Origin of the sequence: Glaciihabitans sp. INWT7 (genome assembly GCF_014217685.1) — a bacterium.
Classification (GTDB): Bacteria; Actinomycetota; Actinomycetes; order Actinomycetales; family Microbacteriaceae; genus Lacisediminihabitans.
Genome location: NZ_CP043653.1, coordinates 480,955 through 499,098, shown reverse-complemented (window position 1 = coordinate 499,098; position 18,144 = coordinate 480,955). Strand labels below are relative to the sequence as shown.

At 60.7% G+C, this 18,144-nt stretch carries 19 protein-coding genes; 13 read left to right on the top strand and 6 right to left on the bottom strand.

Going from position 1 to position 18,144, the window contains the following annotated elements:
• The first annotated feature begins 24 nt into the window (after positions 1-24).
• From F1C58_RS02480 to F1C58_RS02470, 3 genes are all read left to right on the top strand, one after another.
• Complete coding sequence (locus F1C58_RS02480) at positions 25-927, top strand: glycine betaine ABC transporter substrate-binding protein (RefSeq protein WP_185202449.1); 903 nt, start codon at positions 25-27, stop codon at positions 925-927.
• A gap of 187 nt (positions 928-1,114) precedes the next feature.
• Entirely contained in the window at positions 1,115-3,670 is a 2,556-nt protein-coding gene (locus tag F1C58_RS02475) for a transglycosylase domain-containing protein (RefSeq protein ID WP_185202448.1), read from the top strand.
• Positions 3,671-3,748: 78 nt separating this feature from the next.
• Positions 3,749-4,222: a MarR family winged helix-turn-helix transcriptional regulator gene (locus tag F1C58_RS02470; protein ID WP_185202447.1), complete on the top strand. Its 474-nt coding sequence runs from the start codon at positions 3,749-3,751 to the stop codon at positions 4,220-4,222.
• Between the two features lie 66 nt (positions 4,223-4,288).
• On the opposite strand, the gene nhaA is transcribed toward F1C58_RS02470, so the two are convergent.
• From nhaA to F1C58_RS02455, 3 genes are all read right to left on the bottom strand, one after another.
• Complete coding sequence (gene nhaA / locus F1C58_RS02465) at positions 4,289-5,467, bottom strand: Na+/H+ antiporter NhaA (RefSeq protein WP_185202446.1); 1,179 nt, start codon at positions 5,465-5,467, stop codon at positions 4,289-4,291.
• A gap of 129 nt (positions 5,468-5,596) precedes the next feature.
• Positions 5,597-6,004, bottom strand: coding sequence for a nuclear transport factor 2 family protein (locus tag F1C58_RS02460; RefSeq protein WP_185202445.1), 408 nt, complete (start codon positions 6,002-6,004; stop codon positions 5,597-5,599).
• A gap of 288 nt (positions 6,005-6,292) precedes the next feature.
• Positions 6,293-6,898, bottom strand: coding sequence for a transcriptional regulator (locus tag F1C58_RS02455; RefSeq protein ID WP_185202444.1), 606 nt, complete (start codon positions 6,896-6,898; stop codon positions 6,293-6,295).
• A 56-nt stretch (positions 6,899-6,954) separates the two neighbouring features.
• On the opposite strand from F1C58_RS02455, the gene F1C58_RS02450 reads away from it, so the two are divergent.
• On the top strand, positions 6,955-7,527 hold the full coding sequence (locus F1C58_RS02450) for a dienelactone hydrolase family protein (RefSeq protein ID WP_185202443.1): 573 nt from the start codon (positions 6,955-6,957) through the stop codon (positions 7,525-7,527).
• A 354-nt stretch (positions 7,528-7,881) separates the two neighbouring features.
• Positions 7,882-9,035 (top strand): IS3 family transposase gene (locus tag F1C58_RS02445; protein ID WP_185202442.1). Its coding sequence is split into 2 segments (ribosomal slippage): positions 7,882-8,155 and positions 8,155-9,035, totalling 1,155 coding nucleotides; the frame shifts between segments, so codons are not numbered across the junction.
• A 170-nt stretch (positions 9,036-9,205) separates the two neighbouring features.
• Here F1C58_RS02445 and F1C58_RS02440 read toward each other — a convergent pair.
• Positions 9,206-10,063 carry a hypothetical protein gene (locus F1C58_RS02440; protein ID WP_185202441.1) on the bottom strand — a complete coding sequence of 286 codons (858 nt, stop codon included), beginning with the start codon at positions 10,061-10,063 and terminating at the stop codon, positions 9,206-9,208.
• Positions 10,064-10,379: 316 nt separating this feature from the next.
• Between F1C58_RS02440 and F1C58_RS02435 the strand changes: the two genes are divergently transcribed.
• The 5 genes from F1C58_RS02435 to F1C58_RS02415 are packed head-to-tail and all read left to right on the top strand — an operon-like array spanning position 10,380 to position 12,902.
• Positions 10,380-11,051 (top strand): hypothetical protein, encoded by a 672-nt coding sequence (locus F1C58_RS02435; protein WP_185202440.1) that lies wholly within the window; start codon positions 10,380-10,382, stop codon positions 11,049-11,051.
• The gene (locus tag F1C58_RS02430) at positions 11,048-12,124 is read left to right on the top strand and encodes a hypothetical protein (RefSeq protein ID WP_185202439.1); all 1,077 of its coding nucleotides are present in this window, start codon (positions 11,048-11,050) and stop codon (positions 12,122-12,124) included. The genes F1C58_RS02435 and F1C58_RS02430 overlap by 4 nt, the downstream gene beginning before the upstream one ends.
• Positions 12,121-12,351, top strand: a complete 231-nt coding sequence (locus tag F1C58_RS02425; protein ID WP_185202438.1) for a hypothetical protein — start codon at positions 12,121-12,123, stop codon at positions 12,349-12,351. Before F1C58_RS02430 ends, F1C58_RS02425 begins: the two co-directional genes overlap by 4 nt.
• Before the next feature lie 45 nt (positions 12,352-12,396).
• Positions 12,397-12,645 carry a type II toxin-antitoxin system Phd/YefM family antitoxin gene (locus F1C58_RS02420; RefSeq protein WP_185202437.1) on the top strand — a complete coding sequence of 83 codons (249 nt, stop codon included), beginning with the start codon at positions 12,397-12,399 and terminating at the stop codon, positions 12,643-12,645.
• Positions 12,642-12,902 carry a type II toxin-antitoxin system RelE/ParE family toxin gene (locus F1C58_RS02415; protein WP_185202436.1) on the top strand — a complete coding sequence of 87 codons (261 nt, stop codon included), beginning with the start codon at positions 12,642-12,644 and terminating at the stop codon, positions 12,900-12,902. Before F1C58_RS02420 ends, F1C58_RS02415 begins: the two co-directional genes overlap by 4 nt.
• Before the next feature lie 109 nt (positions 12,903-13,011).
• On the opposite strand, the gene F1C58_RS02410 is transcribed toward F1C58_RS02415, so the two are convergent.
• Together F1C58_RS02410 and F1C58_RS02405 are read right to left on the bottom strand one after the other, a co-directional pair.
• Entirely contained in the window at positions 13,012-14,715 is a 1,704-nt protein-coding gene (locus F1C58_RS02410; protein ID WP_185202435.1) for an ATP-dependent endonuclease, read from the bottom strand.
• A gap of 197 nt (positions 14,716-14,912) precedes the next feature.
• Positions 14,913-15,380: a very short patch repair endonuclease gene (locus F1C58_RS02405; protein ID WP_185202434.1), complete on the bottom strand. Its 468-nt coding sequence runs from the start codon at positions 15,378-15,380 to the stop codon at positions 14,913-14,915.
• Positions 15,381-15,437: 57 nt separating this feature from the next.
• Between F1C58_RS02405 and F1C58_RS02400 the strand changes: the two genes are divergently transcribed.
• The 3 genes from F1C58_RS02400 (at position 15,438) to F1C58_RS02390 (ending at position 17,943) form a co-directional block, all read left to right on the top strand.
• Complete coding sequence (locus F1C58_RS02400; RefSeq protein ID WP_255461222.1) at positions 15,438-16,754, top strand: DNA cytosine methyltransferase; 1,317 nt, start codon at positions 15,438-15,440, stop codon at positions 16,752-16,754.
• A gap of 2 nt (positions 16,755-16,756) precedes the next feature.
• Complete coding sequence (locus F1C58_RS02395; RefSeq protein WP_255461221.1) at positions 16,757-17,587, top strand: endonuclease; 831 nt, start codon at positions 16,757-16,759, stop codon at positions 17,585-17,587.
• A gap of 119 nt (positions 17,588-17,706) precedes the next feature.
• Positions 17,707-17,943, top strand: a complete 237-nt coding sequence (locus F1C58_RS02390; protein ID WP_185202433.1) for a hypothetical protein — start codon at positions 17,707-17,709, stop codon at positions 17,941-17,943.
• Positions 17,944-18,144: the final 201 nt, after the last annotated feature.

Below are 18,144 nucleotides of genomic sequence, written 5' to 3'. Positions count from 1 at the left end.
GCTTCGGGAAGAAAAGGAATATCTATGAAGAAGCGTCTCTTTGCGGCAATCGCCGTCGCCGCCGTCACTCTGGTCGGCGTCACCGCCTGCGCCTCCAGCGCCGACAGCGGATCCTCGTCCGGCCCATCCAACGGCGACAAGGCCGACCTCAGCATCGGCGTCTTCAACGGCTGGCCAGAGGGCGAAGCCGCGTCATACCTCTGGAAGACCATCCTGGAGAAGAAGGGCTACTCGGTCGAACTCAAGAACGCCGACGCCGGACCGGTATTCGCCGGAGTGAGCACGGGTGCCTACGACCTCGCGCTGGACGGCTGGCTGCCGACCACTCACGCGGCCTACATGAAGAAGTACGGCGACAAGATCACCGACCTCGGTGCCTGGAATTCCGACGCGAAGCTCACCGTCGCGGTGAATAAAGATGCGCCGATCGACTCCCTCGACCAGCTCGCTGCGAACGCCGGCAAGTTCGACAACCGGATCGTCGGAATCGAGCCGGGCGCCGGCCTCACCGCCGCGATGACCGACAAGGTCATCCCGGGCTACGGGCTCGAGAAGATGAAGTTCATCACCTCCTCCACTCCCGCGATGCTCTCCGAGCTCAAGTCCGCGACGAGCAAGGACGAGAACATCGCCGTCACTCTGTGGCGTCCGCAGTGGGCGTACGACGCCTTCCCGATCAAGGACCTCAAGGACCCGAAGGGCACCCTGGGCACCGCGGAGTCCATCCATTCCCTCGGCAGCACCTCGTTCACCGCTGACTACCCGAAGCTCGCCGGCTGGATCAAGGACTTCAAGCTCCCGTCCAAACTGCTGTTCTCGCTCGAGAACGACATGTACAACGTCGACGGGTCCGTCGACGACTACACGCCGATCGTCGAGAAGTGGATCGCCAAGAACCAGGACTACGTAGACGGTCTCACGAAGTAACTCGTTTCCCCCGACTTCCCTCTCGCGTCCGGACGGCCTTGTTCTCCGGACGCGAGAGGGAGCGGGGCCATCGGTTATTTATGTAACATAGCAACTGTTGTACATATGCAGATATTGGACCATCCGGAAGGCTGCCCGTGAATCCTGTGATGATTCTCCCCCTGTCCAGACAGGTCGGGCAGGCCGGATGACCGGGGCGCAGTCCGCCCGGAGTGCCGTTCTCGGCTGGCTCGGGATGGTCGGATTCAGCGTTCTCGCCGGCGTGCTCGTAGCCGCTCTCGCCCTTCCGGCGGTGCTGGTTCCGAGCCGAGCCTCGGCCGCGGCGATCTCCGTGTTCGAGAATCTGCCGGACTACATCACCATCGGCCGCCTCTCCCAACAGAACGAGATCTTCGCAAACCGGGCCGGGAAGCCGGTCATGATCGCCACGGTCTTCGACCAGGATCGCCAGATCGTCGCCTGGGACAGTGTGTCGAAGCTCGTGAAGGACGCCCTGGTCGCGGGCGAGGACCAGCGCTTCTACCAGCACGGCGGGGTTGACCTCAAGTCGATCGTCCGGGCCGCCGCCGGCAACGTCGCCGACAATGCGATCACCAGCGGCAGCTCGACCATCGATATGCAACTGGTGAAGAACATCCTCGTGCAGCGCGCCGTGAAGATCGAGGATCCGGCGGCTCGAGCAGAGGCCTACAAGGCCGCGATCACCGACACGCTCTCCCGCAAGCTGCGCGAGATCAAACTGGCCGTGGGACTCGACAAGGCGTACTCGAAGCAGGACATCCTGCTCGGCTATCTCAACATCGTCGGGTTCGGCGGCAATACCTACGGCGTCGAGGCTGCGGCGCAAAAGTATTTCAGCACGAGCGCCAAAGACGTGACACTCGCACAGGCCGCCAGCCTCATCGCCATCGTGCAGCAGCCATCCCTGCAGAACCTCGGCGATCCCTCGATGTACGCCGCAAACAAAGTCCGTCGCGATCAGATTCTCGCGGACATGCTCACGCAGGGGTACGTCGACGAGGCCGCATACCACGCCGCCCTCGCGACCCCGATCGCCGACGAGGTGCACCTGAGCTCGCAGCACAGTGGCTGCCTCTACGCCAACGATGCGAAATTCGCGTGCGATTACGTCACGCGGTTGGTGCCGACGCTCACCGCGCTCGGCGCCGATGCCACCGAACGGGAGGCGAACTGGGCCCGCGGCGGCTACCAGATCTACACCAGCGTCGACCTCGATCAGCAGGACGTCGCGACGGCGGCACTCCGGCAGAAGGCTCCGGCCTCCACCACCCGATTCGCGCTCGGGGCGTCGGCAGTGTCCGTGCAACCGGGTACCGGACGCATCCTGGTGATGTCGCAGAACAAGGCCTTCGACAACTCCGCCCAGGGAGGGGGGTCCTCGACGACCGCGGTGAACTTCAACACCGACAGGGCCTACGGGGGGTCATCCGGATTCCCCACCGGTTCGACCTACAAGATCTTCACCCTCACCGACTGGCTGCAGAACGGCCACGGACTGAGGGAATACGTGAACGGGAGCGTGCGCACCTTCCAGCAGAGCTCATTCTCAGCCTCGTGCTCGAAGCCGTTCGTTGGCACCTACCGCCCGCAGAACTCCTCGCGTTACGAGGGCGGGTACATGTCGGTGCTGCGGGCAACGGAGGACTCGGTGAACGTGGCCTTCATGACGATGGCCCAGCAACTCGACCTCTGTGACATCCGGGATGATGCGACGGCAATGGGCGTGCATCGCGCCGACGGCAATCCGTTGGTGGTGAAGCCCTCCTCGGTGCTCGGCGTCAACGAGATAGCTCCGCTCACGATGGCTGGGGCGGTCGCCACGATCGGCGCGGGCGGAACCTTCTGCACGCCGGTGATCGTCGACACGATCATCGACCCCGCCGGCAAGACACTCGTGGGCCAGGGCCATGCCTGCAGCGAGGCGATGTCGCCCAAGGTCGCGAACACCGTCGCCTATGCCCTCAGCACCGTGATGACTGGAGGCACCGGAACCAGCGGCAACCCCCGCGACGGTGTTCCACTGGTCGGGAAGACGGGCACCACCGACACGGCAGACCAGAACTGGCTGATCGGTACGACGACGAAGGTCGCCCTTGCGGTGTGGGTGGGAAACATCTCGGGACATCAGGACCTGAGGCGCGTCACCGTGGCGGGTACTAACGGCTACAACACGAAATTCAACATCTTCCGGACCACGATCGCGTCGCTCAATGCCAACCCCGAGTATCGCGGTGGCGACTTCCCCGCTCCCGACCCGGGGCTCCTCGTTGGCCAGGGGGTTCCGGTGCCCGCCAGCACGGGGAACACCCTGAGCGTCGCCGCAGCCACGTTGTCCAGCAGAGGCCTGAGATTCGTCGACGGAGGAACCGTCGTGTCCGGCCTCCCCGCCGGCCAGGTCGCCCGATCCGCTCCCGCGGCCGGCTCTGTCGTCAGCAAGGGCAGCGCGGTGACCCTGTACACCAGCGACGGCTCCCTGGCCATCACCATGCCGGACGAGGTGGGCAAGCAACGGTCGGCCGCGGTCGACGACCTGGTTCATCGCGGGTTCTCCCGCGGACAGATCGAATTCGCCTGGAAGGCCAGCGCGAGTGGCCACTGCCAGATAGACGCGAGCTCCCCGCGACCCGGGGCGGCGACCAGCGTGGATTCGGCCGTGACCCTCACCGTCCTGAGCGGCGATCCCCAGTCGGGCACCGGCCCACCGGCCACCGCCTGCCCCTGAACCACCCTCCCGGTGTAATCTTGCAATAGTTGCCCGTATGCATTCCGCGAAGTGCCATACCCGCAGGACAGGAAAACTGTGAACCAAACTCCCCGTCTCCGAGCCCAGACCACAGAAGCGATCCTCACCTCGTCGCGGGCACTCTTGGGCGTCGTCGCCCGGTCGGTGTCACCGGCTCTCGAGTTCGTCACTCTCCCCCAATTTCGGGTGCTCGTGGTGCTGACCAGTTCCGGTCCGCTTCGGATGGGCAGTCTCGCCGAGCGAATGGGGGCGAATTCGTCGACCTTCAGCCGATCGATCGACCGCATGGTCGCCGGCGGTTGGGTCGAACGGGGACCGAGTCCCGACAGCCGTCGCGAAGTGTTGATCCGGGCGACCGAATCAGGGCGGGCCCTCGTGGACGAAGTCACCGCGCGGCGTCGACATGCGGTTTCCGACATCATCGCGACCATGTCTGCGGAAGACCAGCAGTCGGTGGTCTCGGCCCTCGAGATCTTCGCGGATGCCGCGAGCGAACCCGCTGTGGAAGAGCTCCTGATCCTCGGCCTCTAAGCCGCCGCTAGTCGACTGCTCCGCTGGCGACCTCTGCCCATCGCGGAGCGGGACCCCGCTGCCCACTCAACTCTCGCGCTTCTCGATCGCGTATTGCCTCAGCTCGCGCAGCCGACGGTAGTACGCCGCCAGTCGCGAGACGAGAATCGCCGCGATGACGATGGAGACCATGGATCCGAGCAGCACCGCGAGGGTCCCCGCATCGGCGACCTCCGGATTGCGGGCGAAAGCCAGTTCATTCATCAAGAGCGAGACCGTGAAGCCGACCCCGCCGAGAGCTCCGGCCGTCACGAGCCCCTGGAAGGTCAGCTGCGGTCGCGACCCGCGCGCGCCGATGAGCGACGACAGCCATCCACCGAGACTGATACCGACGATCTTGCCGACGGGCAGGGCGACGAGGATGCCCCAGAAGGGAGCGGGAAGCTGCGAAATCGCCACCTGGGGAATGGCGACGAGGGCCGCGGAGAACGCGAACAGAGGGAGCACCACACCATTGCTCACCGGTTCGAGAGCATGCCGCACGTGCATCCCGGGCTTGCGGGCCATCGCCAGGCCCAGCGCCACTCCGGCGATCGTCGCGTGGATACCCGAAAGGTAGACAAGCGACCAGGTGACCAGCGCGACCGCGATCATGCCCGCGATCACGAGTATCCGCCATCGTGAACCGAGAAAGCGGCTGAGCACACCGAAGAGTACGACGCCGACCGCCGCGATGCCGATGAGCACGAGATCGGGGTCGGAGGTGAAGAACACCGCGATGATCAGGATCGCGACGATGTCGTCCAGGATCGCGAGGGCGAGGATGAAGATGCGCAGCCGGGACGGAATTCCCCGGCCGAAGACCGCGAGCACGCCGAGCGCGAAGGCGATGTCCGTGGCGGTCGGGATCGGCCATCCGCCCTGGTACTTGCTGCCCGCCGTGAACGCGAGGTAGATCGCGGCCGGCACGACGACACCGCCGAGCGCCGCGATCGCGGGACGGACGGCCCTCGAGACCGAATTGAGCTGGCCAACCATCAGTTCGTTCTTCAACTCGACGGCGACCACGAAGAAGAAGACGGCGAGAAGCCCATCACTGATCCAGTGCCCCACCGACAGGTCGAGCGGTGTACCCGGGATGGCCAGGTGCAGATCTTGCAGCGCCATCAGCGATGGGCCGGCGGGGGTGTTGGCGAGCAGAAGGCCAAGCGCCGCAGCGACAAGCAGGAGAACGGCAGCGACGCGCTCGGAACGGATGATGCTCATGGTGCTCCCTCCCCACGGAAGTGGGTTCAGTGAGGCGGAAGAGCGATCACGCGACCGCCCACCGACCAGACTTCCCGGCACACCAGTGACCATCGTACCGTGCGCCCCCGCGGGTCCCGCTGGGGAGGACTAGTGATGATTGAGGTGTTCGTCGTCCTTCCAGATCCCGTCGCCAGGCATGTCGAGCCGGTCGGTCACCGACTCGCGCCACTGCGGGGTATCGGTGGGTTCACCCCAGTAGTCGGTGACCCGCACCGCCTTCCCTCCCTCGAGTTCCCCGATGGTCACGTTGCGATAGAGACGACCGTCGCCGTAATTGCACGTCCACTCGACCACCACCACATCCGTCAGGTGGAGGCGTCGGCCGACTTCGAGGGTCAATTCGGGGAAGTTGCCCTCGACGCTGCCGATCAGCCGGCGTGTTCGCACGATCTCGCCCATCTGGGGCCACTGCCGCACAACGTCCTCGGCTAGAGGCACGCCCAGGATGTAGGCCAGGCGAGTCTCGCCGTTCGATTCTTCTTGATTCGAGTTCATTCGGATCGCGCTCCTTGTGTCGTCTTTCACCGTCATCTCTGGCTGTCGAAAGGGCCGTTCCAGAGTCAGCGACGCGAGCCCCAGGCTCGGTTGGATCAAGAGGCTCCTGCTTGTTTCCGGCAGCACACGGCAATCATCGACTAACAACGCCGCGCTGGCTACAGTGCGCGCTTGCTCCGACCGGCCCTGCCGCGATTCTCTCTGGGGCATTGTCTGCACTGCCAGCCTCAACGGTTCCGGCAATCGCAGCGAGCTGTGAAGAATCGCGAACGATGTCGTTCGAGCGGATCACGGCGATGCCGGGACCTCCCCGCCACCCTCTTCCGGGGCGGGAATCACGGGGTGACCGAGCATAGGGTAGAGGCCGACGGTGATGCCGTAGAGCCTGTCGCCCGATCGCGGAAGCCGCTCGAACTCGCGAACGGCGTCGAGCATCCGCTCCCGGCACATCGATGCCTGATCACTGGGAATGCGGGCGTGCCTGATGAAGGCACGCAGCCGGCCGGCTTCGAATGAGGCAGCAGACTCGACGGCAGCGACCTCGAAGTCGTTGAAGTCGACAGGGAGCGCGGACCCATCGGTCGCGCGTCGGCCGAGCCCCACGGAGAACATGCGTGCACTTCGACCGGAGAAACGCTCGTCGATCGCCCGCACACTTCGGGTGCGCACGACGCGCAGCAGTCCCGCATCCGTCAGCACCTTCACGTGGTGCGCCACCGTGCCCTTCGGCCGACCGACCGCGATGGCGAGCTCCGACACGGTCGCCGCCCGCTCGTGAAGCAGACCAAGGATCATCGTGCGAAGTGGATCACCCACTGCCTTGACCTGCGCGACCGTCGACAGTTCGAGCTCGTCGTCGAGCTCGAAGTCTCGAACTTCGGGGCTGGTGGCCATCGCGAGAAGAGGCCAACATTGTCGATTGTCCGACAAACTTCGATCATTGGAGATCCATGAGTCAGATCATCCTGTTTCATCACGCGCAGGGCCTGACTGCTGGGATGGTCGATTTCGCGGAGCTGCTTCGGGATGCGGGACACACAGTGCACCTCCCCGACCTGTACGACGGCCTCACCTTCGCGACGCTCGACGAGGGGATCGCGCACGCGAAGGAGATGGGATTCGATCACATCGCCGAGCGGGGAATCGCCGCGGCAACAGCTCTCGATCCCGATCTCGTCTACGCGGGATTCTCGCTTGGCGTCATTCCGGCCCAGCAGCTCGCGCAGACCCGGGTCGGAGCGAGGGGCGCACTGTTCTTCAGTGCCTGCCTTCCGGCCGAGGAATTCGGCGACGGATGGCCCTCGGGCGTGCGCGTACAGGTGCACGGGTCCCAATCCGATCCCGAATTCGCGGACTCTGGTGACGAGGATGCCGCGCGTGCGCTGGTTGCCGAAGCACAAGACGGCGAGCTGTTCCTCTACCCCGGATCCGGACACCTGTTCGCCGATTCGTCACTGCCGGAATACGACCAGTCATCGACGGAACTACTGCTGAGCAGGGTCGTGAACTTCCTAGATCGATGACCGATAGTCGCTCGATGGCGATCGGGCGGCCGAAGATTTGTGACAGGGAACAGCGAAATAGTCGAGCTCCGAGGGGAGCCGCCTGTCAGAATCGAACTGACGACCTTCTCATTACGAGTGCGAATCTAAGGCCGATTTTCTGGTTTCTACAATTTCATACGTTGCAAGCTAGGGCGTCAACATCTTCAATTTCGCTGAGTATCGGATTTACGGGACCGATTGAGTACCGATGGGGCTCCACGCAAATCTCCACCACGCGCCCACTGACACACAAATTGCGAATCCTGGGACTGCTGTCGGTTTGATTGACTCCTGATTTGTGAGGATTTCGATTCTCACGAAAGGATGTTCAGTATGCCGAAAGCATTTCCCTTGGAGTTCCGTCGCGACGTTGTTGCCGTCGCCCGGAAGAACGAGGCTCCGATCGCCCGGGTGGCGAAGGGCTTTGGGATCTCCGAATCGTGTCTGCAACGCTGGTTGAAACTGGCCGATATTGAAGAGGGGAATCGGCCCGGGGTGACGCAGGCTGATGCGGCCGAGTTGCGGGAGGCGAAGAAACGGATCCGGCTGCTGGAGCAAGAGAACGAGATCCTGCGCCGGGCGGCCGCGTATTTGTCGCAGTCGTCGCTCCCAAAATGATGTTCCCGCTGGTCCTCGAACTGGCCGTCGATCGGAAGATTCCGGTCGCGGTGACCTGCCGGGTGCTGGGCTTCTCGAAGCAGGCATATTTCGTCTGGCGGAGGAACCCGGTGTTGTCACGCGACTGGGATAACGCCCACCTGATCAACGCCGCCCTCGCTATCCATGGCGACGAGCCGGGGTTCGGGTATCGGTTCATCGCGGACGAGATCGAGGCGGAGTCCGGCATTCCGGCGTCGGAGCGGCGTGTGTGGAGGCTGTGTTCACAGCAGAGGATCTGGTCGCATTTCTCGAAGAAACGCGGCCTGAACCGCAAAGCTGGCCCTCCCGTCCATGACGACCTCGTGCAACGCGACTTCACCGCGCAGCGGGCGAACCAGCTGTGGTTGACCGATATCACCGAGCATTGGACCGACGAGGGCAAGCTGTATTTGTGCGCGATCAAGGACCTGTGGTCGAACCGGATCATTGGTTACTCGATCGATTCGCGGATGACGGCGGAGCTCGCGGTAGCGGCGGTGCGCAACGCCGTCGCCCTCCGCGATGTCGACGGAACTATCCTGCATTCGGACCGCGGATCGCAATTCCAGTCCAGGAAATTCGTCGAGTTGCTGCGGCAGGAGGGCATCACCGGTTCGATGGGACGGGTCGGCGCGTGCGGTGACAACGCCGCTATGGAATCGTTCTTCGCGCTGCTGCAGAATAACGTTCTCGACAAGAAGAAGTGGCGGACCCGGCAGGAACTTCGCCTCGCGATGGTGACCTGGATCGAGCGGACCTACCACCGCCGGCGCCGACAGCGAGGACTCGGCAGGCTCACTCCGATCGAGTTCGAGATAATCAATTCACAAGCCGCCCATGCGGCCTGAAACCCCAAATAAGACGAGTCAACTAAATCGTCAGCAGTCCCACATTCGCAAAGTGTCCCGCTGGATGGGCCACGCGAACATCAACACCACGGACTCCATCTACACGCACTTGTTCAACGGCGACCACGACTCAGACATGGACAAGCTCGGAGCGGTCTCTTCGAGGCCAGCTACGGGCGGCGTGCGATTGATCCCGATGCAAACAGGTTGACGAGAGTGACAGCCAGAGATACCGCCGCCTCGGCGGCCTCTGATGTAGAGAGCACATAACTTTTAGTTCCCGGGTGCCGATCGCTATGACCCGACCACAATGCCTGCATCATCCCGAGAACGACTGCTGGACTCGGGTTCTCCTTATGCTCTTTGATAAAAGGAAGCTTCCAGTCGCCGTCGACGCGCATCTTCCCTATTGCCTTTCCCAACGTTGCAGTGTCGTCATTCGGCATCACGAGCGGCAAGACCAACGCCTCAACCGCTTCTATGGACTTCCGATAGCCAAGGTCTGGTTGCGGGTTGATCCCGTAGACGCCATGCCACGCATCTGACAAAAGGCGACCGGCGTCGCCGGGAGTTGTGATAGCGGCTTCGGCTGCGTCTTGCACGCCGAGCGGAACGCGGGACTCTAGTCCGGGAGAACCATCACGGGTGCCGACCTTCCACTTTGAGCCGCCCGCAGCCAGAATTTTCTCGATCTCAGCGTTGCCAGACTCATTTGAATTCGCGTTATCTTTGACGAGCCAATCGATAAGGCGTAGCTGTTCATCCGATGTCATGGAATCGAAGACGGCACTGGGGCTGTGTTTGGCGAGCACGTCTGCAAACGGTCTCCCGCGAGATGCAAGATCGAACTGTCGCATCCGGTCAACCCGGTTTTCGTTGTACGTCGCGCCTACGTAGTTGCCGGACCGCACCGTCCGGGTGAACTCGATCTTTACTCGTTCTCGAAAGGAACTGAGCATCCACTCGGGTACGCCGTCAACGAGCGTCTGATTCTGCTCAAGCTCCGCGCCGAAGGGGTTCCAAGTCATGTGCTCATTCTGGCTGAGACATCCGACACCCGCAGCACCTAACAGGAGTGTTCCGCGGAGTGTCTGGGCAGTACCTTGCCGAGTGTATCGAACGACGTGACCACAAAAGTGCTGGCCGGTCCGATGTTCTACGGAGCCGCCTGTCAGAATCGAACTGACGACCTTCTCATTACGAGAAAGGTTCGACGGGTCTGCAACAGTCCGTCACGCCCGGAATTCCGGCGATCTGCTGTCCCGTCGAGTCGCTTGAATCCACTCGGATTCGCTCGGGTTGCTGTCACCGTTGCTGTCAGTTCTCTTCACCTTGGCGGGTCTCATGCATGACCGCTTTTGGGAGACGGTGACTTCGCCGAGACTAATTCCGAATGCGGGGCGGAACGAGACCAAGCTTCACGCTGACATGCTGCCGCCATCGACCCACCACTCAAACTTGCGCGGCATCCTCAGTTGGTCGCAGTGGGCACGGTTGAGCAGCGACACCAGTTACGCGGCCGGTGGGGTTTGTGAGGTCTGTGACGAACAGTCCTTCGGCCCGCACGGCAAATCCCAGCGCCCCGATTGCCACGAACTGTGGGTCTTCGAGCGACGCGACGGCGTCTATGTGCAGCGTCTCGAACGGCTGATTGCTCTGTGCAAGTCGTGTCACGCCGTGCAGCACGCTGGACTCGCGGCAACTGTAGGCACCACGCCAATGCTGGTTGCGACCTTGCAGCGGGTAAATGGATGGACCAGGTCAATCGCTGAGGCGGACTTGCGTTGGGCCGAGTCTCGGTACGAAATTATGGAGTCGCTCGAATTCGACCTTGACCTTTCCGCGCTTCTCAGCCAGATCAACATCCCCGGGTATCCGGCTCTTGTAATCCCGGCCGCCGAACGCGAGGCACTTGGTTTGAGCAGACAGAAAAAGTCTGGCAGCGAGACAGGTTCGGCATTAACGCTATTCGATGTCGGAACCGACGACGAGGATGAGAGCGGAGGAAAACGATGAGCAAAGAATTGCGCTTCATGTTCGACCCGAACGAGTCTGATCCATTCGCTCAGGTCATCGGGGATGCCCTTGCGGTCTTCTCGCTTAACGGGCATGTACCGAGCGTGGACGAGATCCGCGATGCGCTCAGGTACGCAGGCATCTCAAATCCAACGGATGCTGAGCTCGGGCGTGTGTCGGATGCAATTACCGCCAGCAATGCGTCGCAAGTCGACGATGACGATCCCCGGGTCTCTGGTCAAGAGAGACCTTTGGCTTTGGTCTCTCCCGCTGAGCTAATCAAAGGATGGACTCACGGGAAGCTGTCCCGCAACGACCTTGTCCTCGCTCTCGCGGGCTGGGATCACCTGGCCACGATCGCTGAAGTTGTTGCCGTCGACGAGAGAGCCGACGCGTTCCCTCCAGGCAGCTGGGCAGAGGTGACCGATGCTCTCGAAGCTGGCACACTCGACGCGAATCTCTACAACGAAATCCAGAGCGCGAGAAACACCCAACGGGCGCTGTCGAACGCGGTAGTTTCCGAGGACGTTCGTCGGAGAATTGCGGCGGAAAAGTCGACTGGCTGGGCTGAAGAATTGGCCGATACTGGGCCGGACACAGTGTTGCTTGAAGGCGAAGAATCTCGAGCGGCGTTGCTAGAACGATTGAGTGAAGCGCGAGCTCAAGCTCAGCAACGTCACGACGGGGCATCGGCCCAGTTGACCGATGAAGATGAAGCGAGATATTTGCGATTGGCAGAGGCCGCCGAAAGAGGCGAGTTAGACCCGATGATCGGGCCGCTCCGTAAAGCCGAGCCGGGCGAAGGGCGGCGCTTTCTTATCGAAGCCGGTATGCCCGAGGAGGTAATCGACCGTCTGCACACGACGGCCCGCGAATGGAGCCGACTATATAAGGATGGTGAGGTGAGCCGGGACTCGCTGATCTATGCGCTGGTCAACCACCAGTATTCATTTGGACAGGCACCAGCCGAGCCGGGTCCCGTCGGGGAACTACTGGACGCGTACTTCGATCACCTGATTGACTTCGACGTGATGGCAGAAGTTCACATCGAACGGGATAGGCGTGGGCTGTGAACGAATCAGATGTCGTCGACCCGCATCGCCGTGCAGCTCACGAATTTCTTGTCGCTCGCGCTATCGACCGCTACAAGATGAGCAAAGACGAAATTCGGGTCGAGCTTCAGCGTGCTGGCCTCGCGGAACCAACCGCTTTAGACGTACAAATGGTCCTCGACTCGATTCGGACCGGTGATCGAGAGCGTGCCCTCGAAATAGGAGCGCGCGAAAGCGGAGACGCCTGAAGCGGACATATGTACATCTGGAGGGCTTGAATGTACACTGCAAGCATGTCCACAGTCAGCATCACCGACGCGCGTAGTCGTCTCCCCGAACTGATCGAGCAAGCTCATGGCGAAGCGGTGTTCCTCGAACGCCGCGGCAAGCTTGAAGCGGTCGTGGTTAGTCCCGAGCAATATGGACGGATGATGGACGCCCTTGAGGATGCATCCGACGTGGACGCATTCGATGCCGCGATGTCTGAAGAGGGCGACAACATTCCCTGGGCCCAGGTCAAAGCGGATCTCGGCTGGGAGTGAGCAAATACCGAATCGAACTACGACCAGCGGCGGTCAAGGCTCTCCGGAAGATCGATGCCAAAGATCGAGGACGCATTCAGGGCGCCATCGCTCTACTCGGTGAAGATCCGCGCCCTCCAGGAGCCAAGGCGCTACAAGGCCGGGATGGTCTGCGCGTTCGCATCGGCAACTATCGGATCGTTTACACCGTGCAGGACGACCTTTTGTTGATCGTCGTTGTGACACTGGGACTTCGCAAAGACGTCTACGACCGTTGATCCGGCGAGGAGCGCCCGGACCGCAGCGGAGCGAGGACCGGACGCACCGCAGCCGGGTCTCGCCGGGCGCAGCCCGGGGCTTGAACGAGTAAAGAAAGTTCTCACGTGTTCAAGCGTGCAAAATCTCGTCGGTAACTCGCATCAGTTCTCGACGAATACCTTTGTAGGCAATCGGGAGGCCTCTCGCCGGGACACCATCGATGCCGTTGATCAATGTTGTCTGTTTTTTAAGAGTCTTTTTTCTCGTCACGAGGAGCTCGTATTCCGATTGAAGCTGAGGCGGAACATTCATCGCTGCATACAGCTTCGTTCGCGTCGAAGGCGATGAGACAAGATCCACCTCGAGAGACCAGCGGAAACAATGAAAACCTACAGATTGAAGCATCGCTGCAGCAGCCGCATGGTCTGAGAAGAGATTGCGCTCTAGTCTGCTTTTATCCACACTTCTGGGGAAGATCCAGTCGACCACGGTCGCGTGCTTCAGCGTCTTCCCAAACCTCGGATACCCGTGAGCATCGAGACTAGTGTCTCGATAATTGTTCACGTAGGGCAAGAAGTAGTCCTTGTCGACGATGAACGTCGACTTTATGTCAAGCGCTCGAAGTAAGTGGAACACATAGCTCAAACTCCCAACTCCATCGAGCGGAAGCACCGACACGCTTGATGACGCGAGATCCGTGCCGCTATCAGCCATCATTTGACCGACAACAGCAGCGTCAATAGGACTCTCCGTGACAACCACATGATCCGCGAAGAAGAACTCGGAATTGCGTCGTCGATGGAATCTGTAATAGTCATCCCGGTTCAGAGAGCGGCTCGCAAAAAACGACGAGGGAAGCTGGGTAACTTGAGTCTCTATGGCCCTCGTGGCTGATGCCGCACGACGACACAAAACCACCTGCTCATGATCCAGCGCGTCGATCATCGTGGGAGAGTGCGTTGTGAAAATCACCTGGAGGCCAAACGACTTGAGCTTGGTCAGGAGTTGTATTTGAGCCTGCGGGTGCAGATTTTGTTCGGGCTCCTCGAACCCGAGAATATAAGTACTGTTCTCGATTTCTGCGAGGTACGAATAGAGAGCGAAAACAGCAAGACTCTGGGTACCGCTTCCACTATCTGCCAGGCTCACGGTTTGCGAGCCTTCTCGAACGTGCAGTATCAAATTTCTTAGCAATACCGAGTAGTCAGGGGCTATCGCGTAGTCGAGCGTGTATTCAAAGTTTCCACGAAGCGGCGTTTTTTTACGCAGTTGCGTCGCCAAGGTGTTCAGCGATTGTTTCTGCAGACGTTCGCCCAGCGCGCGGATCCCCGGGGTTATGTGATCCCTTTGCCTGGTCGCGCGGACGGATGCTTCGACAACTCGCTCCATGAGACCGCCCGGACCCCAGCCTGCGATTTCGTGGTCTCGCCGAAGCGGAATGAAGGCGAATGAAATGTGCTGCCTTAACAGCGCATGAAGATCGAGGGGGGCGGCGACCCAGGTGTGTCCATCGAAGATCTGCCACTGAGCCTGCTTCCGAAATCTCAGCCTGGCTCGTACTTCATCAGCGGCAGACGTTCGAGGCAGCGTACTAGTAGCTGGAACTTCGGTGAATGTGAGTTCGATGACGGCAAAAGACGATGCCTGAAATGTGTGCTGGCCGCTCTCGAACGCGATCCTTTCGTCCTCAAAATTGAAGAACGCGTTGAGTGCCCTCAAAATCGAGGTTTTTCCCGCGCTATTCTGGCCGACCAACGCCACCTCGTTACCGACGGCGATGTCTGCCTTACGAATCGCGCGGAAACATGCGATGTGTATGTGGGTTAACTTCACGTGCTCAAACTATCTGCCACCAGAGCTCCGACTCGGCAGATAAGCATCCGAATTCGCAGATTCGAGAGGGTTAGGCCGCGTCAAGAACCAAAGGGATTGCTGCCGGCTTGGTCAACGTGACGAAGTGCCTCGGGTGTGGCGGCCGGAAATAGTGTGCGGATTGGCTCTCTCTAAGCCGACCAAACCGCGAGCTGGCGTTAGCGCAATGTTTTGTGCTTGATTAGGCGAATCACTGTCTCAGTTCGCTCCACGTTGCGGTCGCGAACTGCAGCCTCAACCTTGTCCGCGACGCAGATAGGCGACTCGTGTGACCAAAAGCGAAGAATCGTCCATCCTCGGAGCTCGAGCAGCGAATTCGTCTCGGCGTCCCTTTTACGGTTACCCGCAATTTTCGCCTCCCAGTAATCGGGATGAGCCTTCGGCAAGACGAAGTGCGCTGGGCAGCCGTGCCAGTAGCAGCCGTCGATGAAAACGGCGATCCGCTTGCGAGTAAACAGCATGTCGGCGCTACGCCGAATGTCCGGCTCGACACGAGCGTTCACGCGGTAGCGCATGCCTCTGGCGTGGACCAAGCGACGCACCGCCAGCTCGGGCTTCGTGTCCCGTCCGCGGTTGCCCTGCATCACCTTGCGCGCAGTCGCGCTAGTGGCCCAGGACGCACTCATGCCTTCGAGAATAGGCCGATCCGGTAACAGGCGTGGCTCGGGTAAGCAATGTCACCCATGACCGGTACGGTGGTGACCATGTCGATCGATGTTCGCCGTCCTCTTGCCGTAGACCTCTTCGCCGGGGCAGGTGGACTTTCGCTAGGACTTGAGCAGGCCGGGTATGAAATCGCGGCAGCTGTGGAGTATGACCCCATCCACGCAGCTGTTCACGAATTCAACTTCCCTTACGGCACGACTTTTTGTGCAGATGTCTCGAAGATTACCGGGCAGCAAATCCGTGAGGAATCAGAGATCGGCGATCGCGAGATCCATCTTGTGGCAGGTGGCCCGCCCTGCCAGGGCATCTCGATGATTGGTCGGCGTGCGATCGACGACCCTCGGAATGCTCTTCTGAAGGAATTCGTGCGTGTCGTCCTGGAGCTTCGCCCCCGCTACTTCCTGATGGAGAACGTCGCGGGCCTTATGGTCGGCGGACACCGGCAGCTCGTCGACGAGGTTGTGGAGATGGTTGAGGCCGGCGGCGACTATCGCGTCGTCGACCCGATTCAGGTTCTTCAAGCTGCCGACTTCGGTACTCCCCAGTCCCGGCGGCGAGTCTTTGTGCTCGGCGCCCGGAGAGACGTGGACCTGCCCGCCTATCCAACTGCGAGCCATACCGCTCGCACCATAAGCGGAGTGCTGCCAAACCAGGGCATGCTGCCCCTTGGACCGAGCGTTCTAGAGGCGCTCAGCGATCTTCCCGATGCCGACGGTTTTGAAGAGCTGCTTCACGACGACAACATTGGTGATGTTACTTACGGCGCTTCAAGCGTCTATGCCGCTCAACTTCGAGGAGCGAAGAAGGACCCTACGGACTTCTCGCGGCCGCGTCCGACCACGGGAAATGCGCTGAGCTCGTCGGCGCGAACCATTCATACGAAGAAGTCCATCGACCGTTTCGCCGCCGCTCTGCCGGGCACGACCGAAGTCGTGAGCCGCTTCTTGCGTTTACATCCGGATGGGCTCAGCAACACCCTACGGGCTGGCACGGCCTCGGACCGCGGCGCCTACACTGCTCCTCGACCGATACATCCTGTGTACCCGCGCGTCATTACAGTTCGCGAGGCGGCCCGCCTGCACGGCTATCCAGATTGGTTCCGATTCCACGCGACAAAATGGAATGGCTTCCGTCAGATTGGGAATTCGGTCCCCGCCCGCCTCGCCCGCGCAGTGGGATCGGCCATCCTGCAAGCAGACGGTGTGACGCCAACCAAAGGCAAAGCAATTGAGCTAGGAGATACGGATTTGCTTTATATGACAGCTCGAGTAGCTCACGATCATTTCGGGATCAAAGAGCGCGTCATTCCACAGCGTGACCGCAAGGTCGGTTGATTGTGTCCGATGTGCCAGTTAAGCCTTCGAAAGAAAATCGCTACCAGCAGCTCGCTGCGTGGATTTTCGCGAAGCACTTTAAGGTCGGAGAAACTCACGTTGAGTGGACCCGGGATGAGCTACCAGAAGCCGCTGATGCTCTCGGCATCAAAGTCCCAAAAAACCTAGGAGATGTGCTCTACGCGATCCGCTACCGCATCGCCTTTCCCAAGGTTTTGCTGGATGCCGCCCCTGACGGCTCGGAGTGGATAATTCGCTCGATCGGGATGTCCAAGTATGCTTTTGACTTGATCCCAGCTCAGGTACGTGTGAAGCCTAACCTCGCTTTGACCGTTACCAAGATTCCCGATGCCACACCGGAAATCATCGCGGCTAGCGCGCTGGGCGATGAGCAGGCACTGTTGGCGCTCGTTCGATATAACCGATTGATCGACATCTTCCTCGGCGTTGCGTCCTACTCGCTCCAGAATCACCTCAGGACGACGGCAAAGGGCGTAGGTCAGGTTGAAGTAGACGAGGTGTATGTCGCCGTTGACAGGCACGGTCAACAATTCATCCTGCCCGTACAGGCCAAGGGCGGCTCGGATGAGATCGGCATCACCCAAACTGAGCAGGACATCGCAGTTTGCGCTGAGAAATGGCCAGGAATGATCTGCCGGCCAATCTCCGCTCAGTTCGCGAACGACGGGCGGATAGCGCTTTTCGAACTCGCGATTCAGGACGATCAGGTTCGGGTGCGCCGTGAGTCTCACTACGTACTAGTGCAGGGAAAAGACATAACGACGTCGGACCTCCTGGAATATCGCCTGGCCGCCGGACCCGAGGGCGCATAGCTGGTGTCGCTGGTTTGATCTCAATGACGCCACCCGGGCGCTGATTAACTGGACTCATTCTGGCGAAAGCTTGGGCTATTTGTGCGTCAGTCGCCTTGTGCGATGTTTACCCTAAGAATATGGACAGTTCAAAAGGCGCAGACCTCGAATCCGCGATCTCTCTGGCAGGGACGACCGCGGCGGCCGTGAACGAAGTGCTAGTTCTTGCAAGCATTATTGAAGCGCGACCAGACGCCGAAAAACGCGACGCGGCGAGAAAATTTGCACGGTCGCTTTCCCCGGCTCTCCGCCGGGAATTGATTGTCGAACTGCTGGTGGCAGGGATGATTACCTCTACGAACGAATGGCCAGCCTAAATCTGGACGTGGGCTCGGTGACACGCGAATTCGGACCGTCATGAGGCTCGTTGGGTTAAAGAGCTAGAGACTCCGCGCGGCACTGACGTGCTGGCTGCTAGGCGCTATGTTGTCTCGACGAACTGCATCGCAATAACGGGGCAAAGCGGGTCTCGGTCCGAAATCGACCAACAGGCTGCATCCTTGAGCCAGCAACTCTGT